The 24,780-nt window shown below is 71.1% G+C and carries 15 protein-coding genes, 1 tRNA gene and 1 pseudogene; 6 read left to right on the top strand and 11 right to left on the bottom strand.

Features of this window, described 5'->3' with window-relative positions; translation table 11 throughout:
* Positions 1-8: 8 nt before the first annotated feature.
* From tsaB to mrcB, 4 genes are read right to left on the bottom strand one after another with little or no spacing between them, the layout of a single operon-like run.
* Positions 9-689 carry a tRNA (adenosine(37)-N6)-threonylcarbamoyltransferase complex dimerization subunit type 1 TsaB gene (tsaB, locus tag ACOQFR_RS15085; protein WP_421383419.1) on the bottom strand — a complete coding sequence of 227 codons (681 nt, stop codon included), beginning with the start codon at positions 687-689 and terminating at the stop codon, positions 9-11.
* Between the two features lie 19 nt (positions 690-708).
* Positions 709-2,745: an ATP-dependent DNA helicase gene (locus ACOQFR_RS15080; RefSeq protein ID WP_421383417.1), complete on the bottom strand. Its 2,037-nt coding sequence runs from the start codon at positions 2,743-2,745 to the stop codon at positions 709-711.
* Entirely contained in the window at positions 2,746-3,258 is a 513-nt protein-coding gene (locus tag ACOQFR_RS15075; RefSeq protein WP_421383415.1) for a hypothetical protein, read from the bottom strand.
* On the bottom strand, positions 3,255-5,648 hold the full coding sequence (mrcB, locus tag ACOQFR_RS15070; RefSeq protein WP_421383413.1) for a penicillin-binding protein 1B: 2,394 nt from the start codon (positions 5,646-5,648) through the stop codon (positions 3,255-3,257). Before mrcB ends, ACOQFR_RS15075 begins: the two co-directional genes overlap by 4 nt.
* A 72-nt stretch (positions 5,649-5,720) precedes the next feature.
* Here mrcB and ACOQFR_RS15065 point away from each other — a divergent pair.
* Both ACOQFR_RS15065 and ACOQFR_RS15060 read left to right on the top strand, forming a co-directional pair.
* Positions 5,721-7,394: pseudogene (locus tag ACOQFR_RS15065) on the top strand (glycosyltransferase); the annotation flags it as partial.
* A gap of 516 nt (positions 7,395-7,910) precedes the next feature.
* A complete protein-coding gene (locus ACOQFR_RS15060) occupies positions 7,911-10,061 on the top strand; it encodes a glycosyltransferase (RefSeq protein WP_421383693.1) in 2,151 nt (716 codons plus the stop codon).
* Here ACOQFR_RS15060 and ACOQFR_RS15055 read toward each other — a convergent pair.
* Both ACOQFR_RS15055 and ACOQFR_RS15050 read right to left on the bottom strand, forming a co-directional pair.
* Complete coding sequence (locus ACOQFR_RS15055) at positions 10,058-11,659, bottom strand: hypothetical protein (RefSeq protein WP_421383411.1); 1,602 nt, start codon at positions 11,657-11,659, stop codon at positions 10,058-10,060. The genes ACOQFR_RS15060 and ACOQFR_RS15055 overlap by 4 nt on opposite strands.
* A 63-nt stretch (positions 11,660-11,722) precedes the next feature.
* Positions 11,723-13,795 carry a RelA/SpoT family protein gene (locus ACOQFR_RS15050; protein WP_421383409.1) on the bottom strand — a complete coding sequence of 691 codons (2,073 nt, stop codon included), beginning with the start codon at positions 13,793-13,795 and terminating at the stop codon, positions 11,723-11,725.
* A 137-nt stretch (positions 13,796-13,932) separates the two neighbouring features.
* On the opposite strand from ACOQFR_RS15050, the gene ACOQFR_RS15045 reads away from it, so the two are divergent.
* Entirely contained in the window at positions 13,933-14,406 is a 474-nt protein-coding gene (locus tag ACOQFR_RS15045) for a hypothetical protein (protein WP_421383407.1), read from the top strand.
* On the opposite strand, the gene hrpA is transcribed toward ACOQFR_RS15045, so the two are convergent.
* Positions 14,399-18,379, bottom strand: a complete 3,981-nt coding sequence (hrpA, locus tag ACOQFR_RS15040) for an ATP-dependent RNA helicase HrpA (RefSeq protein ID WP_421383405.1) — start codon at positions 18,377-18,379, stop codon at positions 14,399-14,401. The two genes, ACOQFR_RS15045 and hrpA, sit on opposite strands and share 8 nt — an antisense overlap.
* A gap of 89 nt (positions 18,380-18,468) precedes the next feature.
* On the opposite strand from hrpA, the gene ACOQFR_RS15035 reads away from it, so the two are divergent.
* The 3 genes from ACOQFR_RS15035 (at position 18,469) to ACOQFR_RS15025 (ending at position 22,055) form a co-directional block, all read left to right on the top strand.
* A complete protein-coding gene (locus ACOQFR_RS15035) occupies positions 18,469-18,996 on the top strand; it encodes a Dps family protein (protein ID WP_421383403.1) in 528 nt (175 codons plus the stop codon).
* A gap of 103 nt (positions 18,997-19,099) precedes the next feature.
* Entirely contained in the window at positions 19,100-20,914 is a 1,815-nt protein-coding gene (gene recQ, locus ACOQFR_RS15030; RefSeq protein WP_421383401.1) for a DNA helicase RecQ, read from the top strand.
* Between the two features lie 91 nt (positions 20,915-21,005).
* On the top strand, positions 21,006-22,055 hold the full coding sequence (locus ACOQFR_RS15025; RefSeq protein ID WP_421383399.1) for a lipid A deacylase LpxR family protein: 1,050 nt from the start codon (positions 21,006-21,008) through the stop codon (positions 22,053-22,055).
* 224 nt (positions 22,056-22,279) lie between these two features.
* On the opposite strand, the gene ACOQFR_RS15020 is transcribed toward ACOQFR_RS15025, so the two are convergent.
* From ACOQFR_RS15020 to ybgF, 4 genes are all read right to left on the bottom strand, one after another.
* Positions 22,280-22,352: transfer RNA gene (locus ACOQFR_RS15020), tRNA-Lys, on the bottom strand.
* A 56-nt stretch (positions 22,353-22,408) separates the two neighbouring features.
* On the bottom strand, positions 22,409-23,083 hold the full coding sequence (queC, locus tag ACOQFR_RS15015) for a 7-cyano-7-deazaguanine synthase QueC (protein WP_421383397.1): 675 nt from the start codon (positions 23,081-23,083) through the stop codon (positions 22,409-22,411).
* 162 nt (positions 23,084-23,245) lie between these two features.
* Positions 23,246-23,902: a 7-carboxy-7-deazaguanine synthase QueE gene (gene queE / locus ACOQFR_RS15010; protein ID WP_421383395.1), complete on the bottom strand. Its 657-nt coding sequence runs from the start codon at positions 23,900-23,902 to the stop codon at positions 23,246-23,248.
* 25 nt (positions 23,903-23,927) lie between these two features.
* A complete protein-coding gene (gene ybgF / locus ACOQFR_RS15005; RefSeq protein ID WP_421383393.1) occupies positions 23,928-24,779 on the bottom strand; it encodes a tol-pal system protein YbgF in 852 nt (283 codons plus the stop codon).
* Position 24,780 lies beyond the last annotated feature (1 nt).

The following is a 24,780-nucleotide window of genomic DNA, read 5'->3' as shown; positions in this document are numbered from 1 at the left end:
CCGGTCGGTCAGGCCTTGCCCTGCTCGACCAGGGTCAGTGCGACCTTGTCGCGCAGGTAGGCGGGCTCGATGTGGTCGGGCGCGACGGCCTCGCCGCGGGTCCAGGCGCGGGCGGCCAGTCGCGCCAGGTCGGCGGCGCGCGGCAGGGCCGCGGCATCGAAATGCGAGAGGGCGGCGCCCAGCGCGGTCACCAGCGCGCCCTGTTCGGCGGCGAAGCCGGTGCCGACGCCGGCATGCGGCTGCACCAGCGCTTCGGCGCGCGCGGGCGGCAGGATGCGTTCGTCCGACGTCGCGGTGACCAGGCCATCGTGCTCGCGAAGGAACTGGCCCAGGTACACCTCGCCCATGCGCGCATCGATCGCGGCCACGACGTGCGGGCCCTGGCCCTGCATCGCCAGCACGGCCAGCGTGGAGACGGGCAGCACGGGGCGGTCCAGCGCCAGCGCCAGGCCCTGGGCCAGGGCGATGGCCAGGCGGACACCGGTGAAGGCGCCGGGGCCGCGGCCTACCGCGATGGCGTCCAGCTGAGACTTGCGCAGCCCGGCCTCGGCCAGCAGCTGGTCGGCCCAGGGCAGCACCAGCTGGGTGTGGCGACGCGGTGCGAGTTCATGCCGTGCGTGCACGGCGCCGTCCACGTACACGGCGACCGAGCAGGCTTCGGTGCTGGTTTCGATAGCGAGCAGCTTCATGCGGCGGATTCCTGGCGGCTCACGGCACGGGCTCGTCCACGGCGGCGGCTGGCGCGGATTGTGTCGCAAAAAAATCCTGCACGTCGGCCAGCACGCGCGTGCGGGGGAACGGCGGCAGGCTGTCGAGGAACAGGCGGCCGTAGGACTTGCCGACCAGGCGCGGGTCGCACAGCACAAGCACGCCGCGGTCGAGGTGGCTGCGGATCAGGCGGCCGACGCCCTGCTTGAGCGCGATCACGGCCTGGGGCAGCTGTTCGTCGCGGAAGGGGTTGCCGCCGGCGCGGCGCACGGCATCCAGGCGCGCCTCCAGCACCGGGTCGTCGGGCGCGGCGAAGGGCAGCCGGTCGATCACGACCACGCTGAGGGCTTCGCCGGCCACGTCCACGCCTTCCCAGAAGCTGGCGGCGCCGAGCAGCACGCCGTTGCCGGAGGCGCGGAACTGCTCCAGCAGCGTGTTGCGCGGCGCCGTGCCCTGCACGAACAGCGGCCAGGGCGCGTCGCGCATCATCTCGGCGGCTTCGCGCAGGGCGCGGTGCGAGGTGAACAGCAGGAAGGCGCGGCCCTGCGAAGCTTCCAGCACTGGCCAGACCGCGTCCAGCATCGCGCCGACATAGTCGCGGCTGTTGGGTTCGGGCAGGTTGCGCGGCAAATAGCACAGCGCCTGGTGGGGCCAGTCGAACGGGCTGGGCTGCAGCAGCTCGCGCTGGTGGTCCAGCCCCAGGCGCTTGCCGATGTGTTCGAAGCCACCCGCCACCGCCATCGTCGCCGACGTGAAGATCCACGCCGCCCGGCTCTGCTCGCGATACCGCCGCAGCGGCCCTGACACATCCAGCGGCGTCCGCTGCAGCGTAAACCCCCGCTGTGTCAACTCAAACCACCGCACCGAAAACATACCAGGTATGTTTTCTTTGTCGCTGAGACGAGCGGCGTCGCCGTCAGTCTCATCCGTCGAAGAAAACATACCTGGTATGTTTTCCGGGTCGGGGGTGCGCCAGGTTTGGAGGCGGTGGAGGAGGTCGCGGGCGCGGTCGGCGCAGGTGGTGAAGCCGGGGGAGGCGTCGGCCAGGGGCGTCAGGGCCTGGTGCAGTTCGGACAGGGCGTGTTCGAGGGCGTCGAGCGCGGCGACCGCGGGGGCATGCGCCATCAGGCGGGCCTGGGCGGCACGCTGGGGCAGCTTGTCCATCGCCAGGCGCTGTTCGCGCATCGCGTGTTCGAGGTTGCGGGCCGGCGACATCACGCTGGCCAGCGAGCCGGTGACGTTCTTGCACTCGGCCAGGCTGTCGCGGGCCAGGTCGAGCAACTGCCTGGCGCCCAGGCCTTCTCCGAAGAACTGCGAGGCGAGCTCGGGCAGCTGGTGCGCCTCGTCAAGCACGAAGGCGGCCGCGCCGGGCAGGATTTCGCCGAAGCCCTCCTGCTTGATCGCCAGGTCGGCCAGCAGCAGGTGGTGGTTCACCACCACCAGGTCGGCCGCCTGCGCCTGCTGGCGAGCCTTGGCGACGAAACACTCGCTCCAGAACGGACACTCGCCGCCCAGGCAGTTGTCGGACGTGGACGTGACCTGCGGCCACACCGGCGAATCCTCGGCGATGTCGCCCAGTTCGGACAGATCGCCGCGCATGGTCCGCCCGGCCCACGCGACCACGCGCTGGAACTGCGCGACCACCTCGCGGCTGGCGAACTTCTCGCCCTTGGCCTGCTCCAGGCGGTACTGGCACAGGTAATTCGCGCGGCCCTTGAGCAGCGCCGTCTTCAGCCCCGCGCCCAGCGCCTGCAGCACCCGCGGCAGGTCGCGATGGTAGAGCTGGTCCTGCAGCGCGCGCGTGCCGGTGGAAATGATCACGCGCTGGCCCGACAGCAGCGCCGGCACCAGGTAGGCATAGGTCTTGCCGGTGCCGGTACCCGCCTCGGCGACCAGCGTGCTGCGCTCGTCCATCGCACTGGCCACGGCCTCGGCCAGCTGAAGCTGCGCCGCCCGGGGCGAGTAGCCCTCGAGCTTCTCGTCCAGCGGTCCGCCTTCGGCCAGCGCCGCGCGCGTGCGGTCGGCCAGGTCGTCCACTTACATCCGGACCGGCGGCGCCACCGTGCAGCCATCGACCTGGCGCCGAGCCACTTCCGCACCCGCGTCGTCGCCGCGGCTGCTGCGCGCCAGCGCGATGGTGGTCCAGTTGCGGCGGCACAGGCCACCCAGCTTCGGACCCTGGGTGAAGGATTCGTTGGCCAGCTGTTCGGCCGGAAGCCAGGCGCGCTGCAGCAGCGCCAGCTCGGCCTTCCACTGCAGCAGGTCAGGGTCGCCGACCGAGATCAGCAGCGCGCGGTCCAGCGCCGCGATCGCGGGCTTGATCTTTCCCGCCGCCTCCAGCGCCTCGGCGCTGGCGCGCAGGTCTTCCACCTGCGGATCGCGCAGGGGCTGCACCTCAAGCTCGTTGCCCTGCTGGCCGGCCGCGCGCACCTGCGCCACCAGCGCCGCGGGATCGACCTTGGCCACCGGCCGGCCACGCTCCGGCGGCGGACTGCCGCTGCTGCAGGCCACCAGGCCCAGCACGCAGGCCATCACCAGCATCTTCTTCATTCGCGCCTTTCCTCGTCACGGCGCTCGCGCCGCTCTTCATCGCGCCGGTCACGGCGCTCCTGCTGCCCATCGTCGCCGCCAAAGCGGAACCAGTCCAGCCAGCTGCGGTCCACACAGCTCACGTGCTCGGGCGGAAGGTAACCCGCGACGAAGGCGTAGCGCCGCGCGCCTTCGCAATTCTCTTCCGTGGTGGCGAACTGCGCCGCGTCCACCCACCCCCACTCCAGCCCCGCCGCACCCACGTTCAGCGGCGCGCTGGGCAGCTTGGTGAACAACGCGGACCAAACCCGCATCGCACCCGTGGCGCCGTAAAGGCCGGTCGGCTCGTTCTTGTCGTTGCCGACCCACACCACCGCCAGGTGGTCGCCGGTGTACCCCGCAAACCAGCTGTCGCGGCTGTCATTGCTGGTGCCGGTCTTGCCGGCGATGTTCAGCGAGCCCAGGCCATCGGACAGCAGCGAGCGGCCGGTGCCGCGGCTGACCGCGTCCTGCAGCGCCAGCGTGACCAGGCGCGCCGCGATGGCATCGCCTTCCTTCGCGGGCTCGGCCTCGAAATCGTAGCGGTTGATCGCCTTGCCCTGCGGATCGATGACGCCGCGCACCGCGCGCAGCGGCTGGATTTCGCCGCCGGAGGCCAGGAACTGGTAAACCTGCGCCATGGCGAACGGACTCAGGTCCACCGAGCCCAGGATCAGCGACGGATTGGCCGGCGCGCGCAGTCCGGCCAGCACCTTGAGCAGCTCGGCCAGGCGCTCGGGCCCCACGTCCATGCCCACGCGCACCGTCGCCTGGTTGTAGGACTGCGCCAGGGCATCCACCAGGCTCACCGTGCCGTGGCTGCGGCCGTCGGAGTTGCCCGGGTTCCAGGACTTGCCATTGGGCAGCGTGACATTGACCGGGGAATCGTCCACCGGCGTCGCCAGCGACCAGCGATTGGGCTGGGCCAGGGCCAGCAGGTAGACCATCGGCTTGAGCAGCGAGCCCACGGGGCGCTGCGCCTCGAGCGCACGGTTGAAGCCGGGCTGGTCGGTGGCGCGGTTGCCGACCATGGCCAGCACTTCACCGGTATGCGTATCGGTGACCACCATGCCCGACTGCAGGCTGGGGCCGTCCTTGCGCTGCACCTTGGCCAGCGTGCCGCTGACCGCCTGCTCGGACAGCAGCTGGGCCGAGGGCGACAGCGTGGTCAACACGCTCAAGCCGGCACCACGCAGCGCGTCGGCCGGATAGTCGCGCGCCAGCTGTCGCCGCACCAGGTCCATGAAGGCGGGATTGCGGTTGCGCGCCACGCCAGGCCGCGCGGTGACGCCCAGCGGCGCCGCCTTGGCGCGCTTGGCCTCGGCGGCGTCGATCAGGCCCAGCTGCTGCCACACCGACAGCACCAGGTCGCGCCTAGCCTTGGCCGCCTCGGGCTTGCGCCGCGGGTCGTGGATGGACGGGCCCTGGATCATGCCCACCAGCAGGGCCATGTCCTGCGTGCTCAGCGAGGCCAGCTCGCGCCCGAACCAGAACTCCGAGGCCGCGGCCACGCCGTGGATGGACTGGTTGCCCTGCTGCCCCAAGTAGACCTGGTTGAGGTAGGCCTCCATGATCCGGCGCTTGTCGTAGCGCGCCTCGATGATCAGCGAGTAGGCGATTTCCTTGAACTTGCGGCTGAAGCGCTTCTCGCGCGTCAGGAACAGGCTGCGCACCAGCTGCTGCGTGAGCGTGCTGGCGCCCTGCTCGAGCTCGCCCTCGCGCACGTTGACCCACATCGCGCGGGTCATGCCCCAGGGATCGATGCCGTGGTGGTCCTTGAAGTTGCGGTCCTCGACGGCCTGCAGGCCGGCGACGAACAGCGTGGGCACTTCCTTGAGCTGCACCAGGCGCCGCTCTTCCTGCACGTTGCCGCCATAGAGCGTGGCGATGCGCGAGGGATCGATGCGGGCGGACTCCAGCGCACGCGCAGCGCGGCGATCGGCCAGCCTGGCCACCTTGCCACCCGCCAGGTCGACTTCCAGCCGCTGCGCCGGCACGACGCCGTCGAGGTCGGTGTAGGCGCGCGTACCGATGTGGAAACGGCCGCCATTGCGGGCATACGTGCCGGGCAGGTCGCCGCTGCCGTCCTTGCGGTAACCGGACGCGGCCAGTTCCAGCTCCAGCGTCGCCGCGTCCAAGCGCAGCCCGGGCGCGAGCCGCAGCGGCCGGGCATACACCCGCGTCGGCACCTGCCAGGCCAGCTGGTCGAATTCCGAACGCACCTGCTTGTCGAACATCCACAGCACCGGCACGCCCACGCCCAGGGCCAGGCCCAGCGCCAGCAGGGCGCCACGCCACAGCCAGCCGCGCCAGCGCGGGCGGGCGGTTTCGGTGTCGGATTTTTTGGGGGGAGCGCTACGAGGCACGGACATGGATAATCCGGAGGTGCGGCGAGTCTAGCAGGCCGCCGACCCCGCGCCCCTACCCGAGACTGAACGCCACGCATGGATGCTTCCCCCCTTCCCGTCCTGACCCGCTGGGCGCCGCACGCCCCGGCCGGGCCGGAAGCGACGCTGCCAGGTCAGGCCGCCGCGCTGGACCAGGTGCCGGGCATCGCCGCGTCTCCCGAAGCGGCACTGCAGGCCGCGGTGCGGCTGTACCCGGGGCGGGAGGTGCTGCTCCTGCGCGCCGATGCGCAGATTTCGGACATGACGCTGGGCCATCTGCTGGGCGCCCGAGCTTCGGACGCAGCCTGGCAGGTGCTGTCCCCAGTGGACGGTCATTGGCATCTCTTTCCGCCGTCGCTGGCGCAGGCACAACGCGAGCGACTCGCCTGGCTGCATGGCGACCATGCGCTGTTTCCCTGCCGGCACTGGTCACCGGTGTGTTCGCTCTGGCGGGCACCGGGTGAGGTGCAGGAGGATGGCCTTCAGGCCGCGCTGCTTCCCTGCGCCTACGTTGGCCCGACGCTGACGCCAAGGCCGGACGAACTGCCGCTGCCGCTGGCCGCGCTTCAGGCGCGCATCGGCAGGCTTGAGCCGGATGTCCCGACAACTGCAGGGCCGGCCGCGCCAAGGCCAGTGCTGCTGCACGTGCTGCACGACTGGGGCGGCGGGGTGGAGCGCTTCGTGCGGGACTTGGCGCGGGCCGACACCGGTCGCGAGCACCTGGTGCTGGTGGCGCGCACCGATGACCACCGCATGCCCTTCGGCCGCCGCCTCTGCCTGCACCAGGATCTCGCCGCGCCACCCCTGCGCACCTGGACGCTGGCGCAGCCGATCGCCTTCACCGACGGGCATTCGCCGGAAGTGGCGGACCTGATCTCGGAGCTGGTGGACACCTGGGGCATCGGCGCCGTGCTGGTGTCGTCGCTGATCGGCCACAGCCTGGACGTGTTGCGCACGGGACTGCCGACCGCGATCTGCGTGCACGACGCGTATCCCGCGTGGCCGCTGCTGCACGACACCCGCCGCGCGCCGGACGATGCCTACGACCTGGCCGCGCTGGAGCTCGGGCTGCGCGAGGCCGGTCCCGCCTTCCTGCTCGCCGGCCGCGAGGCGCCTGCATGGTGGACCCTGCGCCAGCAGTATCTCGGCGCGGTGGACGCCGCGGCGGCACGCCTGGTCGCGCCCAGCGAAGCCGCGAAACATCGCCTGTGCCGGATCGCGCCGGCGCTGGCCGCGCGGACGTGGTCGGTGATTCCGCACGGCTTCGCGCCTTTCGACCGCCCGGTGCCGGCCCCGGCGGAGCGCGGCGACGGCAAGCTGCGCGTGCTCGTGCCGGGCCGCATCAACGGCGCCAAGGGCGAGGATCTGCTGGCGGCGATGCTCGAGGACCTGCCTGCGGACGTCGAGCTGACGCTGCTGGGCTCCGGCCACCGCGGCGAACGCTTCGAGGGCCGCGACCGGGTCAGCGTGCACCGCGACTATGCGCGCGATGAGCTGCCGGACTGGATCGAGCGCCTGGCACCCGACATCGCACTGTTGCCGGCCACCGTTCCCGAAACCTTCGCCTACGTGCTGTCGGAAATGCGCGCCTTGGGCCTGCCGGTGCTGTGCGCGTCCCCGGGCGCACCGCGCGAGCGCATCGAGCGCGAAGGCGGAGGCTGGACCGTCGAGCCGGACGCCGCGGCCGTCAACCGGGCCCTGGCGGCGCTGGCGCGGGACCGGTCGCCGCTGGCGGCGGTGCGTCGTGAGGCAGCGCCGGCCGAACCCAGCCTGGAGGACATGGCGCGCGCCTGGCGCGACGCCCTGCCGGCGGAGATCCGCACGCCGCGCTTCCGCGGCGCGGGCCTGCACCGCATCCAGGGCCTGGCCGCGGAACTGGCCGCCGCGCGTCTTCGCACGGGTCTACAGCGCCGTGATTCGGAGCTGGCCGATGCCACGGAAGAACTCGCCCGGCGCGCCGACTGGGCCCATGGACTGCAGCGCGAGGTGGAACGCCTGCGGCTCGAGTCGCAGGCCCGCCAGTCCCGGATCGAGGAACTCCAGCAGCAGATCGAGCGCGATGAAAAGCAGCACGAGATCGACCGCCTGGAGGAATACATCGCCGAGCTAGACCAGCAATTGGCCCAGGCCCACGGCTACTACCAGCGCGACAGCAACGACCTGGCGCGCCAGCGCGACGTCGCCCTGATGCAGCGTGACGAAGCGGAAGCCCTGCTGGCGGCGGTGCGGGCCAGTCCGTTCTGGCGCATGACCTCGGTGCCGCGACGGTTCGCGCGGGGCCTGCACAATCGCCTGCTGGCGATGCTCTACCACGGTCGCCACCTGCGTTCGCTCGCGAGCCGGGGACTGTCGAGCCTGCGCGTGCGCGGCATCGCCGGCACCTGGCAGCGCGTGCGCGATCGGCAGGCCGCCCGCCGCCAGCAGGCCGCGGCGCGCGTCGCGCCGCTGCCGGTCGCGGTCCAGGCCGACAGCGCGCTGCGCCTGCCCCGCAGCGCGTCGCCCCGGGCCAGCATCATCGTGCCCGTGCACAACCAGCTGCACTTCACCCTGGCCTGCCTGCGCGCGCTGGCCGACAGCGGCGACCTGAGCAGCATTGAAGTCATCGTGGTGGACGATGCCTCCACCGACGCCTCGCCTCGCGTTCTGCCCAGCATCCCCGGCCTGCGCTACCACCGCAATGCGCGCAACCTGGGTTTCATCGGCGCCTGCAACGCCGGCGCCGAACTGGCCAAGGGCGAGTACGTGGTGTTCCTCAACAATGACACCACGGTGATGCCGGGCTGGCTCGACGCCCTGCTGGACACCTTCCAGCGCTACCCCGACACCGGCCTGGCCGGCAGCAAGCTGGTCTACCCGGACGGACGGCTGCAGGAAGCCGGCGGCATCGTGTTCTCCGATGGCTCGGGCTGGAACTATGGTCGCTTCGACGATCCCGAGCACCCGCGCTACAACTTCGTGCGCGAGGTGGACTACTGCTCCGGGGCCGCCGTCGCGATCCGTCGCGACCTGTTCCTGCAGATGCACGGCTTCGACGACCACTATGCGCCCGCCTACTACGAGGACACCGACCTGGCGATGCGCCTGCGCGCGCGCGGCCTGAAGGTGCGCTACCAGCCGGCCTCGGTGGTGATCCACCACGAGGGCATCAGCAGCGGCACCGACCTCACCCGCGGCATCAAGGCCTACCAGGTCAGCAACCATCGCAAGTTCCTTGAGCGCTGGCGCGACGTGCTGGCGGCAAGCCACGCGCCGCCCGGCAGCGACCCGGTGCTGGCCAGCGAACGCGGCCGCCGCCATCGCGTGCTGGTGCTGGATGCGTGCACGCCGACGCCGGACCGCGATTCGGGATCGGTGCGCATGCTGGCGCTGATGCGCGTGCTGCGCGAGGAAGGCTGCTCCGTGACGTTCTTCCCCGAGAACCGCGCCCACGACGGTGACTACACCCGTGCCCTGCAGCAGCTGGGCGTCGAGGCCTGGTGGCATCCGCACCTGGGCGACATCCCGGGCTGGATGGCCGGCCACGGGCCCGGCTTCGACCTGGTGATCGCCAGCCGGCACTACGTGCTCTCGCCGCTGCTGGCGCTGGTGCGCAGCCATGCACGCCGCGCGCACCTGGTGTTCGACACCGTGGACCTGCACCACGTGCGCGAGCTGCGCGAAGCCGAGGTCAGCGGCGATGCCGCCCAGCACCGGATGGCCGCCCGCACCCGCAAGACCGAGCTGGCGCTGATGGCGCAGAGCGACACGACCTGGGTGGTCAGCCAGGCAGAGCAGCAGATGCTGTCCGGACTGCTGCCCGACATCACCGTCGAGGTGGTCTCGAACATCCACGAGGTGCACGGCCCGGGGCGTCCATTCGATGAACGCGCGGGCCTGCTGTTCGTCGGCAGCTACCGGCATCCGCCCAACGTGGACGGTGCGCTCTGGCTGGCGCGCGAGATCTTCCCGCGCATCCGCGCGCGTCGTCCCGGGATCGAACTGCACCTGGTGGGCGGCGACGCGCCCGACGAGATCGTCGCGCTCGGCGAACTCGACGGCGTCCGCTTCCACGGCTACGTGCCGGACCTGGTGCCGCTGCTGGTGGGCTCGCGCGTCGGCGTGGCCCCGCTGCGCTACGGCGCGGGCGTGAAGGGCAAGGTCAACCAGAGCCTGGCGCACGGCCTGCCGATGGTCGCGACCTTGTGCGCGGTGGAAGGCATGCACCTGGTGGACGGCCAGGACGTGCTGGTGGCTGACGATCCAGAGGCCTTCGCCGATGCGGTGGTCCGCCTCCACGACGACGCCGGCCTGTGGCAGCGATTGTCGCAAGGCGGCCTGGAGAACACGCGACGGCATTTTTCCACCGACGCGGTGCGCGCCACGCTGGCGCCGCTGCTGGCCTCGCTGCGCCCGCGCTAGCCGCCCGCGCGCGCCAAGCGCTCGGCCATCGCGGCCAGGCCCGGGTGGGTCGGGTCGAGCGCCTGCGCCGACTGCATCGCGCGGCGCGCCAGCGCGAGCTCGTTCGCACCCAGGCGCTCATCGGCGAACGCAAGCCAGCGGTCGGCCAGACGGCGGCGGTCGGTGGCAAGACCCTCGCCGCCGGGCTCGCGCAGGGCGCGCGCATCCAGGCAGGACTGTGCGCTGGCCAGCCGGTTGCTTGCCAGCGCGTCCTCGAAGCAGGCGCGGGCGCGGCGGTCGTATTCGGCCTGTGCCGCGCGCAACGCCGGCGCATCCGGGGCGATCGCCGCCGCCTGGCGCAGCCGGTCCCAGGCCGATTCGCCGGGCGGATCGAGCAGTTCGCCACGCTGCATCGCACGCCGGGCCTGGGCGATCAGGCGGGCCAACTGGTCGGGATCGGCGTCGGCCGCCGCCGGCAGCTGGCCGCGCGCGGCCCGCGCTTCCAGAAGGCGGCGGCGCGCGTCTGCGATGGCCGGCGCGTCCGGTGCCCAGGCCTGGGCCAGGCCGAGCGAAGCTTCGGCTGCATCAAAATCAAAATCTGCTGCCTCGCGGCGTGCCCGCGCGGCGATCATCGCGGCCGCGTCGTCCAGGCCCTGGCGCGCTTCGATCGAGCCCGGCTCGCGCGCCAGCATCGCCTGGAACCCTGCCGCTGCGGCTTCGGGATCGCCGCCGCGCAGGTGCGCCGTGGACTGCGCGAGCGCGTCGTCGTGCAGGCGCTGGCGCTGCTGGCGCGCCTCGCCCAGGCGCGCCTGCAGCGCCGGCAGTTCAAGATGGCTGGGGTCGGTTTCGACCACGCGCGCCACCAGCGCCTCGGCGCCTTCCAGGTCGCCGCTGTCGAGCATCGCCTGCGCCTGCGAGAGCAGGCCCGACAGGATGTCGCGCTGGCCTTCCAGCGCCAGGGCATTGTCAGGCTGCAGCCGCAGCACGTCGGAGTAAAGCGCCAGCGCGCCGTCGGGCACCTGCTCGATCTGGCCGCGCGCCTGCGCCGAGCGCGCGCGCTCGAGCTTGTCGGCGACGTCGGCGCCGGTGCTTTCGATGCGCTGCAGATCGATCTCCAGCAGCGACAGGTCGGCCTGCGGAGCGGCCATGGCCCGCGCCAGCTGCAGGCGTGCACGCGCGGTGGCGGGATCACCCGCCGCGATCGCCGTGCGGGCCTGCGCCAGCGCGGCATCACGCACCGCATTGAGCCCCGCGCGCGCGGCCAGGTGGTCGGGATCGCGGGCCAGCACGGCCTGGAAGCGCTCGCGCGCGCCGCTGCCGTCGGCCGCGCTGAGGTCACCGCGCGCCAGGGCCTCGCGGGCCTGCGCGATCTGCTGGTTGATGGCCGACGCGGGCACCAGGCGCTCGCCCAGTTGCTCGCGCCACTGGCCCAGCAGCACGGCGGCGCCGGCGATCACCAGCAGGACGATCACCAGCCCAATCCAGCGCGCCGCAGTGCGACGGGGCGGGGCTGACGGCACTGGCGCACGTCCCTGACCCCGGTTCGGCCGGGCCAGGTCGAGCTCGTCGAGGCGGCCCAGCGACGGCGTGGCGCCGGGCTCGATGCGTTCGGGGGTCATGCGGCCACTTCGTTCATGGGCGGCAGGATAACAGCGGTGCCTGAACGCTTACCCTTCGCGGCCTCAGCCGATGCGCCGGGCTTCCTGCACGCCGGGCACGGCGTTGAGGCGGCCCAGCAGGTCGCTGAGCTGGCCGTAGTCGCCCACCCTCACCGCGATGCGCAGCTCGGCCATGCCCTGGGCTTCGTCCACGCGCGACTGCACGCCCAGGATGTTCACGCCCAACTGCGCGATCACGTTGGTGAGGTCCTTGAGCAGCCACTTGCGGTCGAAGGCACGCAGGGTCAGGTCCACCTCGTAGCTGGAGCTGCCCGCGCGACCCCAGTCCACCGGCAGCAGGCGGTCGGGCTGCCGCGCCAGCAGGCGCTGAACGCTGGCGCAGCCGGCGCGATGGATGCTGACGCCGCGGCCGCGTGTCAGGTAGCCCACGATCGGATCGCCCGGCACCGGCTGGCAGCAGCGCGCGATCTGGCTGAGCAGGTTGCCCACGCCTTCGACCGTGAACGGCGCCTTCGAGGCCGGCGCCTGCGGACGGCGCGACACCAGGCTGGCGGCGGCATCGGCGGGCGCCTTCTGCGCCTGCGCGTGGTCGTGCAGCGTCCGGCTGACCTGGCTGGGGCCGAGATCGCCCAGGGCCAGCGCCAGGTGCAGGTCGTCCAGCGTCTCGAAGCGGAACTTGGCCAGCACCGGCGCCAGGTCGGCCTGCAGCAGCGCCACCTTGCGCAGCTCCTTTTCGAGCAGCTCGCGGCCGGCCTGCAGGTTGCGGCTGCGGTCGATGCGATGGAACCAGGCCCGCACCTTGTCGCGCGCGCGTCCGGTGACCAGGAATCCCTGGCTGGACATCAGCCAGTCGCGGCGCGGCTCGGCGGTCTTGGCCGTGAGTATCTCGACGCGGTCACCGGTGGCGGGCTGGTGGTCCAGCGGCACGATGCGGCCATTGACCTTGGCACCGCGGCAGCGGTGGCCCACCTCGGTGTGCACGGCATAGGCGAAGTCGAGCACGGTGGCGCCGCGCGGCAGGTCGATCACCTCGCAACGCGGCGTCAGTACGTACACGCGGTCTTCCACCAGTTCGGTGGAGAAGCCGGCCAGCAGCGCTTCCTCGCCCTCGTCGCGGGCCTCCAGCAGCTGGCGCATCCACGCCACCTTGCGCTCGAAGCTGGCGTCGGCACCGCCGCCCTCCTTGTAGCGCCAGTGCGCGGCCACGCCCAGCTCGGCGTGCTCGTGCATCTGGTGGGTGCGGATCTGCACTTCCAGGGTCTGGCCGCCGGGGCCGATCACCGCGGTGTGCAGCGACCGGTAGTCGTTGCCCTTGGGATGGGCGATGTAGTCGTCGAACTCCGACGGGATCGAGGGCCACAGCTGGTGCACCAGGCCCAGCACCGAATAGCAGGCCGGGATGTCGTCCACCAGCACGCGCACCGCACGGATGTCGTAGAGCTCGCTGAAGGGCACGCCCTTGCGCTGCATCTTTTTCCAGATGCTGTAGATGTGCTTGGGCCGGCCGGCCACGTCGGCGGCGATGCCGGCTTCGGCCAGCGCCTCGCGCATGCGCCGCATCGCGTCCTGGATGAAGCGCTCGCGGTCGCCGCGCTTCTCGTCCAGCAGGCGGGCGATGCGCTGGTAGGTGTCGGGCTGCAGCCAGCGGAAGGCCAGGTCTTCCAGCTCCCACTTGAGCTGCCAGATGCCCAGGCGGTTGGCCAGGGGCGCATGGATGTCGCTGGTGAGCTCGGCCAGCGCACGCCGTTCATCTGGCGGCAAGCTTGCCGCCTCGCGCAGCCGCACCAGCTGCACCGCCAGCAGCACCAGCACCGCGCGCAGGTCGCGGACCAGGGCCAGCAGCAGGCGCCGCAGTCCCTCGGCATTGCCCTTGCCCTGGCGCTGGTGGTGCAGCGCCGACACCTGGCCGGCCGCGGCGAGTCCCTCGAGCAGCGGCGGCAGGCGGGGCGAAGCCGCCAAGGCGCTGCCCGGCAGCGCCTCCCGCAGTGCGGGCCACAGATGCAGTGCGGCTGCGGCCACGACCTCCGGGTCGGCGCGCAGCGGCTGAAGCACGGCCAGCACGCGCAGGGCCAGCACCTCCTCCGGTGCCGGCGGCAGCGGGGCGGCCGCGGCCTGCAGGGCCGAAAGCAGGGGCACGGCGGCGCCCTGGTCGCTCAACCAGCGGGCAAGGCGCGGCGGGGATGGGGTCTGCGGGTCCAAGTGGCGCCTGTGTTGTCCGGAGAGGTAGACTTCCCCGCGAATACTGGCCAGTTTAACCAGTCGGAATGCCCATCATGCGTCGATTGCTGATCACCACCCTCGTCCTGTTCTCGCTGCTCGGCGGCACCGCGCTTGCCCAGCAGTTCTCCACGCTCGAAGAGCGCATGACCGAGGCCGAGTTCAAGGCCGCCGGCCTGGACAAGCTCAGCGCCGAGGAGCTGGCCCAGCTCAACGCCTGGCTGGCCGGCAAGGTGTCCTCGGGCGCCGCCACCGCGCAGATGGAGGATCGCCGCGGCTTCCCGACCTCCACCACCACCGACAACGGCACCATCGTCACCTCCTTCACCGGCGAGTTCCGCGGCTGGGATGGCAAGGGCAGCCGCATCCGCCTGGCCAACGGCCAGGTCTGGGAAGTGACCGACAGCACCAGCAAGCTCAAGGTGCTGGTGAACGACCCGACGGTCTTCATCGAGCCGGGCATCCTGGGCTCGTGGTACCTGCGCGTGGACGGCTACAACACCCGCGCCCGGGTCAAGCGCATCAGGTAAGCGCTTCGAGCTGGCGTGCCAGCCGCTTGGCCGAGACCTGGCGGCGGGTGCCCAGTTCCTGCGCGAACATCGACACGCGCAGCTCCTCCAGGTCCCAGCGCAGCGCCTGCCAGTCCGGCCGGCGCAGGCGGCCGTCGCGGCGCGCGGCCGCCACCGCATCGGTGAAGGGCTTGATCTCGAGCATGCGGGCCTGGTCGCGCACCGGGTCGCGCAGCGCGCGTTCGGCGCGCAGCGACAGCGCCTTGAGGTAGCGCGGGTATTCGGCCAGCGATTCGGCCGGCGTCTCGCGCAGGAAGCCCGGCGGCACCAGGCCCGCCAGCTGCGCCTTGAGGTCGTCGAGGTTGCCGCTGGCCCAGCCCAGCAGCGGTGAATCCAGGCGTGGCTTGAGTTCGGCGACCGCGCCGAGGATGGCTTCGGCCAGCTGCAGCCGCTGCATCGCTTCCGGAAAAAGTTTCTTCGCCGCGGTGTCCACCAGGCGCTGGAAGGCGGCGCGATCGCGCACGTCCGGGCCGGCCTCGTCCAGCACGGCATTCAGCGCGGCCTGTGCCAGGTCGGTGCGCAGGTGCTCGTGCGCCGGCGGCTGGCCGGGGCCATGCGCGAAGCCTTCGATCGCCGCGTACAGCAGGGCGAGCCGCGGCGACACGGGAAGCTGTTTGCGCGCCTGCCGCAACCGGTCGGCCAGCGCCAGCGCGGCCAGGCGGCGGACGCCGCGCGCGTGTTCCTGCGCCGCTTCGGTGGCGTCGGCGAACACGCTCAGCGCCACGGCGTCGGTCTGGTCCACCAGCGCGGGGAACGCGGGCACGCCGGCGGCGCCATCGATCTGGTGCGGAATGGGTTGGTCCGGAAACTGCAGCAGACCGGTCTGGGCCAGGCGCTCGCCGGCGCGGTCTGCGAAGGCGCGTTCGGCCTGGTCGCCGAAGCGCTGGCGCAGTGACTCCAGGTCGCGCGACATCGCCAGCATCGAGCCTTCGCGGTCGGCCAGGCGCAGGTTCATGCGCAGGTGCGGGTCCAGCGCGGCCTCGTCGAAGTCCAGCGCCGTCACCGCCACGCCGGTGGCCTTGGCCAGGAAGCGCGCCAGGGTGCCGGCCAGGCTGTCGGCATCCGGCTGCGGCCAGGCCTGCGCGAAGGCGCGCGCGAAGTCGGGCGCGGGCACGAAGTTGCGGCGCAGGGTCTTGGGCAGGCCGCGGATCAGCGCCGTGGCCTTCTCTTCTACCAGGCCGGGCACCAGCCAGCCCAGGCGCGCGGTATCCAGCGCCTTGAGCAGGTGCAGGGGCACGTCGAGGGTGACGCCGTCTTCGGCATGGCCGGGCTCGAAGCGGTAGTGCAGCGCCAGGCGCGCATCGCCCAGTGCGAAGTATTTCGGGAAGCGGTCGGCCTCGCTGCCCTCGCCCGGCAGCAGGTCGGCCAGCGACCACTCCAGCGATTTCTTCTGCTCGGGCGCGGCCTTGCCGTACCAGCTGTCCAGGCCCGCCAGGCTGTTGATCTCGGGCGGAATGCGGTCCAGGTACCAGCGCGCCTGCCAGTCCTCGTCGGCCACCAGGCCCGCGCGGCGCAGCTTGGCCTCTTCCTCGCCGGCCTTGGCCAGGGTGGCGAGGTTGCGTTTGACGAAGGCGCTGCGGCTGTCGATCTCGCCCGGCACCAGGGCCTGGCGCACGAAGATCTCGCGCGCTTCGGCCGGATACAGGCCGCCGTAGTGCACCGGCTTCTTCGGCGCCAGCACCAGTCCGAACAGGCTGATCTGCTCGCTTCCGACCACGCGTCCCTGCGCCCGCGACCAGTGCGGATCGAAGTGTCTGCGCGCCAGCAGGTGGCCTAGTTCCGCGATCACCCAGTCCGGCTCGATGCGCGCGGCCATCAGGCCCCATACCTTCTGGGTGTCGAGCATCGTGGCCACCAGGATCCAGGCCGGCGGCAGCCTGGCCAGCGACGAGCCCGGAAAGAGCTGGAACTTGCGCTGCCGCGGCGCGTCGTAAAGCCCCTTCTCGGCCCGGTGCCCGATCTGCGTGGGCAGGCCGGCGATCAGCGCGCGATGCAGCGCCCGATACCACGCCGCCTCGGCGGAATTCGAAGAATTCATACCAGGTATGTTTTTCCGGGCGGCATCGGTCGTCGGCGCCATGTCCGGGCCGGAAAAACATACCTGGTATGAATTCTCCGGCTGCCAGCCGATTTCTTCGCAGGTTAGCAGCAGCTGGCGGTGCAGCTCGCGCCACTCGCGCATGCGCAGGAAGCCGAGGTAGCGGCGCTCGCACCAGTCGCGCAGTTTCGACTGGGTCAGGTCCTCGTGGGCGGTGCGGTAGCCCTCCCAGAGCTTGAGGATGCCGACGAACTCCGACTGCGGGTCGGCGAACTCGGCGTGCGCGTTGTCGGCCTTCTCGCGGGCATCGGCCGGACGCTCGCGCGGGTCCTGGATGCCCAGGAAGGACGTGATCACGATCATCTCGGCCAGGCAGCCATGCGCCTGCGCCGCGACCAGCATGCGGGCCAGCTTCACGTCCACCGGCAGCCGCGCCAGCTGGCGCCCGATGGCGGTGAGCTGGCGCTGCTCGTCCACCGCACCCAGCTCGGTCAGCGTCTGCCAGCCGTCGGCGATCGCGCGCGGATCGGGCGCGTCGATGAAGGGAAAATCCTCGACCCGGCCCAGGCCCAGGGTCAGCATGCGCAGGATCACGCCGGCCAGCGACGCGCGCAGGATTTCCGGATCGGTGTAGCGAGGCCGCGTGTTGAAATCGTCCTCGGCGTACAGCCGGTAGCAGATGCCGGCCGAGATGCGGCCGCAGCGGCCCTTGCGCTGGTCGGCGCTGGCCTGGCTGATGGGTTCGATGTGCAGGCGATCAAGCCGGCCGCGCGGGCTGTAGCGCTTCACGCGCGCGGTGCCGGGGTCGATGACGTAGCGGATGCGCGGCACCGTCAGCGAGGTCTCGGCGACGTTGGTGGCCAGCACGATGCGCCGGCCGGGGCCGGGATTGAAGACCTTGTCCTGGTCGCGTACCGACAGCCGCGCGTACAGCGGGATCACCTCGGTGCTGCGGTACTTGCGGCGGTTCAGCGCGGCGTGCGCGTCGCGGATCTCGCGCTCGCCCGGCAGGAACACCAGCACGTCGCCCTGCGGGTCCTCGCGGGTGATCTCGTCGGCCGCCTCGACGATGGCTTCGGCGAGCGGTCTTTCGCGGGCTTTGGCCGGGTGTTCGGCATCTGCGTCGCCGGGTCGGTAGCGCACCTCGACCGGGAAGCTGCGGCCTTCGACGCTGACCACCGGGGCGCCGTCGAAATGCCGCGCGAAGCGGTCGGTGTCGATGGTGGCCGAGGTGATGACCAGCTTCAGGTCGGGCCGCTTGCGCACCAGCTGCTTGAGGTAGCCCAGCAGGAAATCGATGTTGAGGCTGCGCTCGTGCGCCTCGTCCACGATGATCGTGTCGTACTTCGACAGCCAGCGGTCGGACTGGATCTCGGCGAGCAGGATGCCGTCGGTCATGAACTTGACGAAGGTACCGTCGCCCACGTTTTCGGTAAAGCGCACCTGATAGCCGACCGCGCCGCCCATCGGCACCTGCAGCTCTTCGGCCACGCGCCGCGCGACCGCACGCGCGGCGATGCGCCGGGGCTGGGTGCAGCCGATCAGGCCGGCGCGGCCGCGGCCCGCCGCCAGGCAGATCTTGGGCAGCTGGGTGGTCTTGCCCGAACCGGTCTCGCCGGCCACCACCACCACCGGATGCCGGCGGATCAACGCTTCCAGCGTCTGCGCCTCGCGCGCCACCGGCAGGCTGTCGTCGAAGGTGGGCTGCGGGGCCTGGCTTTCGCGCACCGCGCGGGCGGCGGCCGACGCGTCCACCGCGGCCTGCCAGGCGGCGCGCGCGGATTCGCTGCCGGGTTGCTTGCGCAGGTTTGCCAGCAGCCGCAGCAGGCGGCCGCGGTCACGGCTGAGCACGCGGTCTTCGGGATAAGGGGGCAGGGAGTCGTCGCGGGCAGCCATCGGCGGGCATGGTATCAACCGCGGGGCTTCATTTTCCCTGAATCCGCCGTGGCGTAGAGTAAGCGGCGATCCCCACCGGAGTTCCCGACATGGCATCGAAGAAGGTTTCCCGCAAATCGCCCGCCGCCGCCGAAGGCGCGCCCAAGATCGACATCGGCATCAGCGAGAAGGACCGCAAGGCGATCGCCGGCGGCCTGTCGCGCTTCCTGGCCGACAGCTACACGCTCTACCTCAAGACCCACAACTTCCACTGGAACGTGACCGGGCCGATGTTCAATTCGCTGCACGGCATGTTCATGACCCAGTACACCGAGCAGTGGACGGCGCTGGACGAGATCGCCGAACGCATCCGCGCGCTGGGCTTCAACGCGCCGGGCTCGTACGCGCAGTTCGTGAAGCTTTCCAGCATCAAGGAGGAGCCGGGCGCCCCCGAGGCCCCCGAGTGGCGCGAGATGGTGCGCCAGCTGGTGGCGGGCAACGAGGCCGTGTGCCGCACGGCCCGCAAGGTGCTCGACATCGCCGACGACGCCGACGACGATCCGACCGAAGACCTGCTGACCCAGCGCCTGCAGGTGCACGAGAAGAACGCCTGGATGCTGCGCTCCCTGCTCGAGTGACCCTTCCGCCCGGAAGGCCGCCCGGACGCCGGGCGGTTTTCCGAGGTCTGGCCGGGCAGGCTTCCACGCAGACCGCGCAGGGCGCAGCCGGTAAACTGGCGCCATGACCTCCCCCGCCCGCGAGCTGCTGCGCCGCATCTTTGGTTTCCCGGACTTCCGCGGCGAGCAGGCGGCCGTGGTCGAGCACCTGGTCGCGGGCCGCGACTGCCTGGTGCTGATGCCCACCGGCGCCGGCAAGTCCCTGTGCTACCAGATTCCCTCGATGCTGCGCGAAGGCACCGGCATCGTGGTCTCGCCGCTGATCGCCCTGATGCAGGACCAGGTGGAGGCGCTGGAGCAGCTGGGCGTTCGCGCCGCTTTCCTCAACTCCTCGCTCACCGGCGAAGCCGCCGCGGCGGTCGAAGCCCGGCTGATCGCCGGCGACCTGGACCTGCTCTACGTCGCCCCCGAGCGCCTGCTGACCGACCGCTTCCTGCACCTGCTCGACCGCAGCCGCATCGCCCTGTTCGCCATCGACGAGGCGCACTGCGTGTCGCAGTGGGGCCACGACTTCCGGCCCGAGTACCGCGAACTCAACCTTCTGCACGAACGCTGGCCCGGCGTGCCGCGCATCGCGCTCACCGCCACCGCCGACGCGCCCACCCGCCGCGAGATCGCCGAACGCCTGGGCCTGCAGGACGCGCGCCAGTTCATCACCTCCTTCGACCGGCCCAACATCCGCTACCGGGTCGTCCAGAAGGACAACGCGCGGCGCCAGCTGCTCGACTTCCTGGCGGCCCACCGCGACGAGGCCGGCATCGTCTACTGCCTCTCGCGCCGCAAGGTGGAGGAAACCGCGGAGTTCCTGCGCAGCCACGACATCGACGCCCTGCCCTATCACGCCGGGCTGGATGCGGGGCTGCGTGCGCGCAACCAGCGCCGCTTCCTGCGCGAGGACGGCGTGGTGATGTGCGCCACCATCGCCTTCGGCATGGGCATCGACAAGCCGGACGTGCGCTTCGTGGCGCACATGGACCTGCCCAAGTCGCTGGAAGGCTACTACCAGGAAACCGGCCGCGCCGGCCGCGACGGCGAGCCGGCCCAGGCCTGGCTCTGTTACGGGCTGGGCGACGTGGTCACCCTGCGCCAGATGATCGAGAACTCCGAAGCCGGCGAGGAACGCCGCTGGCTCGAGCGCCGCAAGCTCGACACCCTGCTGGGCTACTGCGAATCCACCCGCTGCCGGCGCCAGGTGCTGCTGGCCTCGTTCGGCGAGGACTACCCCGAGCCCTGCGGCAACTGCGACAACTGCATCGAGCCGCCGCGCACCTGGGACGCCACCGTCGCGGCGCAGAAGGCCCTGTCCTGCGTGTACCGCAGTGGCCAGCGCTTCGGCGTCACCCATCTGGTGGACATCTTGCGCGGCGCGGAAAACGACCGGATCTCGCAGCTCGGCCACGACCGCCTCAGCACCTACGGCATCGGCGCCGACCTGGATGCGCGCCAGTGGAAGGGCGTGTTCCGGCAGCTGGTGGCCATGGGCCTGCTGGAAGTGGACGTGGAAGGCCACGGCAGCCTGCGCCTGACCGAGGCCAGCCGGCCCGTACTCAAGGGCGAACAGACCGTGGCGCTGCGGGAAGAGTCCGTGCGCAAGCGCGAGAAGGAGCGCGGCGTGCGCGGCGCGGCGCTGCCGGCGGCGCCGCTGGCGGCAGGTGACCAGCCGCTGTTCGAGGCCCTGCGTGCGCTGCGCGCGCAGCTGGCGCGCGAGCAGTCGGTGCCGGCCTACGTCATTTTCCACGATGCCACCCTGCGCGCCATTGCAGAACGCCGGCCCGATTCGCTCGATGCGCTGGGCACGGTCAGCGGCGTCGGCGCCGCCAAGCTGGAACGTTATGGCGAACAGGTGCTGGCGGCGCTGCGCGAAGCTGAAACCGCGTGAAACGGTCGGCGGCGACTTCACGCCCCTTGCATCGGCGGCGGGGCGGCGGGACGTAGAATCGCGGCCTTGTCCCGCAAGGCTCCGACACTCCATGCAACTTCGCTCCCTGCTCCTGATCTCCGCTGCCTGCCTGCCCGCCTCTGCCCTGGCCCAGGAGAGCTGCCGCCAGGGCAGCAGCCGCGACGAGAACCCGGCCACCATCACCGTACGCTCCGACAACGACCTCTACGGTCGCGCCGGCCAGGACCAGGGCTACACCAATGGCGTGGCCGTCACCTTCGTGTCGCCCAACCTGGCCGACCTGCAGCAGGACCCCTGCCTGCCGGCACCGGCGCGTTGGCTCAACCGCTACCTGACCTGGCTGCAGCCCGGCGGCTTCGATCAGCAGAACATGGTGCTGGGCCTGCAGCACGCCATCTACACACCCACCGACGGCACCCGCGCCGACCTGATCACCGACGACCGCCCGTACGCGGGCGTGGCCACGTTGAGCATCGGCTACAACGCGCGCACCGGCGACAGCTTGCGCACCACCCACCTGCGCGTGGGCATGGTTGGGCCCTCGGCCTGGGGCGAGGGCGGACAGGACGCGATCCACCACGTCTTCGGTCGCGACCGGTTCAAGGGCTGGGACAACCAGCTGCGCGACGAGGTGGTGGTGCAGCTGGTGCATGAGCGCCTGTGGCGCCACCGCCCCGAGCCCCGCCCCAGCGGCTGGGGCTGGGACGCGGTCGGCCACGCGGGCGGCAGTCTGGGCAACCTGGCCACCTACGCGAACCTGGGAGGCGAACTGCGCTGGGGCCGCTACCTGCCCGACGACTTCGGCAGCGACCCGATGCGCCCCGCCGGCGAAAACAGCGCGCCCGCCGTGCGCCAGCGCGACGGCAGCCAATGGGCCTGGCACCTGTTCGCCGGCCTGGACGCCCGCGCCGTCGCCCACGACATCACGCTGGACGGCAACACCTGGAAAGACAGCCACAGCGTCGACCGCCGCACCGTCGTGGCCGACCTCAGCCTGGGCATCGCCGTCACCAAGGGCCCCTGGAAAATCGCCGGCTCCCACGTCCGCCGCACCCGCGAGTTCAACGGCCAGGTCGAACGCCCCGTCTTCGGCAGCATCAGCCTCAGCCGCAGCTTCTGATCCGCAACACCACGCCGCGCCGCATCAAGTCGGCTCGCACCAGAATTGGCCAGAGAACCAAGGGGCGCGGGAACACCCGAGAATCAGCCGAATGAGAGCCCCCTTGGTAAGGGGGCGCGCCGACAGGCGCGGGGATCGGAAAGTAAGCGAACCGGGGCCCACGATTTGCGCGCACGCAGTGCGCGTGAATCGTGGGATTCTTCCAAGCGCAGCTTGGAAGAATGTGGGCCGTGATGGATTCGAACCATCGACCAAAAGATTAAAAGTCTTCTGCTCTACCAACTGAGCTAACGGCCCAACGAAATCCCGCAACCCGCCGGCATGAACCGCGGCGGGGCGGCAATTCTACCCCATCAACCCCGCGACGCGTAGCGCGTGGGGTCGGCCAGCCCGGCCGCGGCGAAACCTTCCGCGCGCAGCCGGCAGGCGTCGCAGCGGCCGCAGGCGCGGCCCTGGTCGTCGGCCTGGTAACACGACACGGTGCGGCTGAAGTCCACGCCCAGGCGCTGGCCTTCCAGCGCGATCTGCGCCTTGCTCATCCGGATCAGCGGCGCGTGCACCTGGATGCGGTGGCCTTCCACGCCCGCCTGCGTGGCCAGGTTGGCCAGGCGCTCGAACGCGGCCACGAATTCCGGCCGGCAGTCGGGATAGCCCGAATAGTCCACCGCGTTGACGCCGCAGAACAGGTCGTCGGCGCCCAGCACCTCGGCCCAGCCGAGCGCGATGGACAGCATGATGGTGTTGCGCGCCGGCACGTAGGTGACGGGAATGCCCTCGCCCGCCGCCTCGGGCACCGCGATGTCGGCAGTGAGCGCCGACCCGCCGATGCTGCGCAGGTCGATGGTGACCACCTTGTGCTGCACCGCACCCTGGCTGGCCGCCAGCTCGGCCGCGGCCGCCAGCTCGGACGTATGCCGCTGCCCATAGGACACGCTCAGCGCATGGCAAAGGAAACCCTGCTCACGCGCCATCGCCAGCGTCACCGCCGAATCCATCCCCCCCGACACCAGCACCACGGCCTTTTTCATGTTCGTTACCTTTGAAGCAAGGACTGTTTGGCCGCGGATTCACGCGGATAAAAGCGGATAGAGCAAAGCAGGTTATTCAGTCAGACCCACAGCGACACCCAAAATCAGTTTTGCTCTATCGGCTTTTATCCGCCTGAATCGGCGCAAATCCGCGGCAAAAAATCACTTCCCCTGCGCGTCGCCCCAGAGTTGTTTGTGCAGCTGCATCTGGAAGCGCACCGGCAGTCGGTCGGCCAGGATCCATTCGGCCAGGTCGCGCGGCTGCACCTGGCCGAAGGACGGCGAGAACAGCACCTCGCAGCGTTCGGCCAGCGCGTGTTCTGCCAGCATGCCGCGGGCCCAGTCGTAGTCGGCGCGGTCGCAGACCACGAACTTGACCTGGTCGTGGGCTGTCAGCAGCGGAATGTTCTCGAGCCGGTTGCGGTGCATTTCCAGCGAGGCCGGGGTCTTGAGGTCGACCACGCGGCTGACGCGCGGGTCCACGCCGGCGATGTCGATCGCGCCCGAGGTTTCCAGCGACACCTCGTAGCCGGCCGCGCAGAGTCTTTCCAGCAGCACCAGGCAGCGCTTCTGCGACAGCGGCTCGCCGCCGGTGACGCAGACGTGGCGGGCGCCGTGCCGGGCCACTTCGGCCAGGATGGCGTCGATGTCCCACCACTCGCCGCCGTGGAAGGCATAGGCCGTGTCGCAGTACTGGCAGCGCAGCGGGCAGCCCGTGAGGCGCACGAAGACCGTGGGCCAGCCCACGGCGCGGGCCTCGCCCTGCACCGACAGGAAGATTTCGGTCAGGCGCAGGCGCTCGGCGGCCGGGGTGTCCATGGCGGGGGCCGGCGCAGGGCCGGCTTCAGCGGTTTTCGAGGGCGAGCGTGCGCAGCCGGCTCTCGGCCTTGGCGGCGGCATCGGTGCCGGGGAAACGCGAGACCAGGTCGCGCAGGGTGGCTTCGCCGCGGTCGCGCTGCTCCAGCGCGATCTGGCAGTAGCCCATCTTCAGCAGCGCATCGGCCTCCTTGCGCGAGCCCGGGAACTGGGTCTGCAGGGTGGCGAAGGCTTCGAGCGCGAGCTCGTAGTTCTGGGTGACGTAGTAGCTCTCGCCCAGCCAGTAGTAGGCATTGGGCACCAGCGGGCTGGCCGGATAGTCACGCAGGAAGGCGGTGAACATGCGCGCCGACTCGGCGGCCTCGAAGCGCTCGACCAGGGCGTCGAGCGCGGCCTGGTAGGCGGCCTCTTCGGCGGCGGGGTCGGAAGGCGCGGCGGGCGCGGCATCGGCCGGCGGCGCATCAACATCGGAAAAGCCCGACTGCGCGGCAGGGGCCGGGGCCGGCGCGGCGGTGGCGGGTGCCGGGGCGCGGGTGGGCGCCGGGGCGGAATTGGGGGCGGAAGCAGCCGGGTTGCCTTCCAGGCGGCTTAGCCGGCCATCGAGGTCCACGTACTGGTCGCGGTTGCGCTGCTTGAGCTGTTCGATCTCGTTCTGCAGGGTCTCGACCAGGTTGCGCAGGGACTGCACCTCGGTCTGGAGCTGCACCATCTTGTTCTGCGCTTCCAGGTTGGCCTGGCCGGCGCTCTGGTTGTCGACGTTGGCCTTGTTCTCGAGCAGCGTGACGCGCTCGCCCAGGCTAAGACGCTGCGCCATCGCCGGAGTGGCGGCCACGAGGGCCGCCACCACGGTCACAACGCAAAGGATGCGCTGACGTCCCATC

It is taken from the genome of Arenimonas sp. MALMAid1274 (assembly GCF_049195245.1).
Classification (GTDB): Bacteria; Pseudomonadota; Gammaproteobacteria; order Xanthomonadales; family Xanthomonadaceae; genus Arenimonas.
This window is presented reverse-complemented; position numbering and strand designations above follow the sequence as displayed.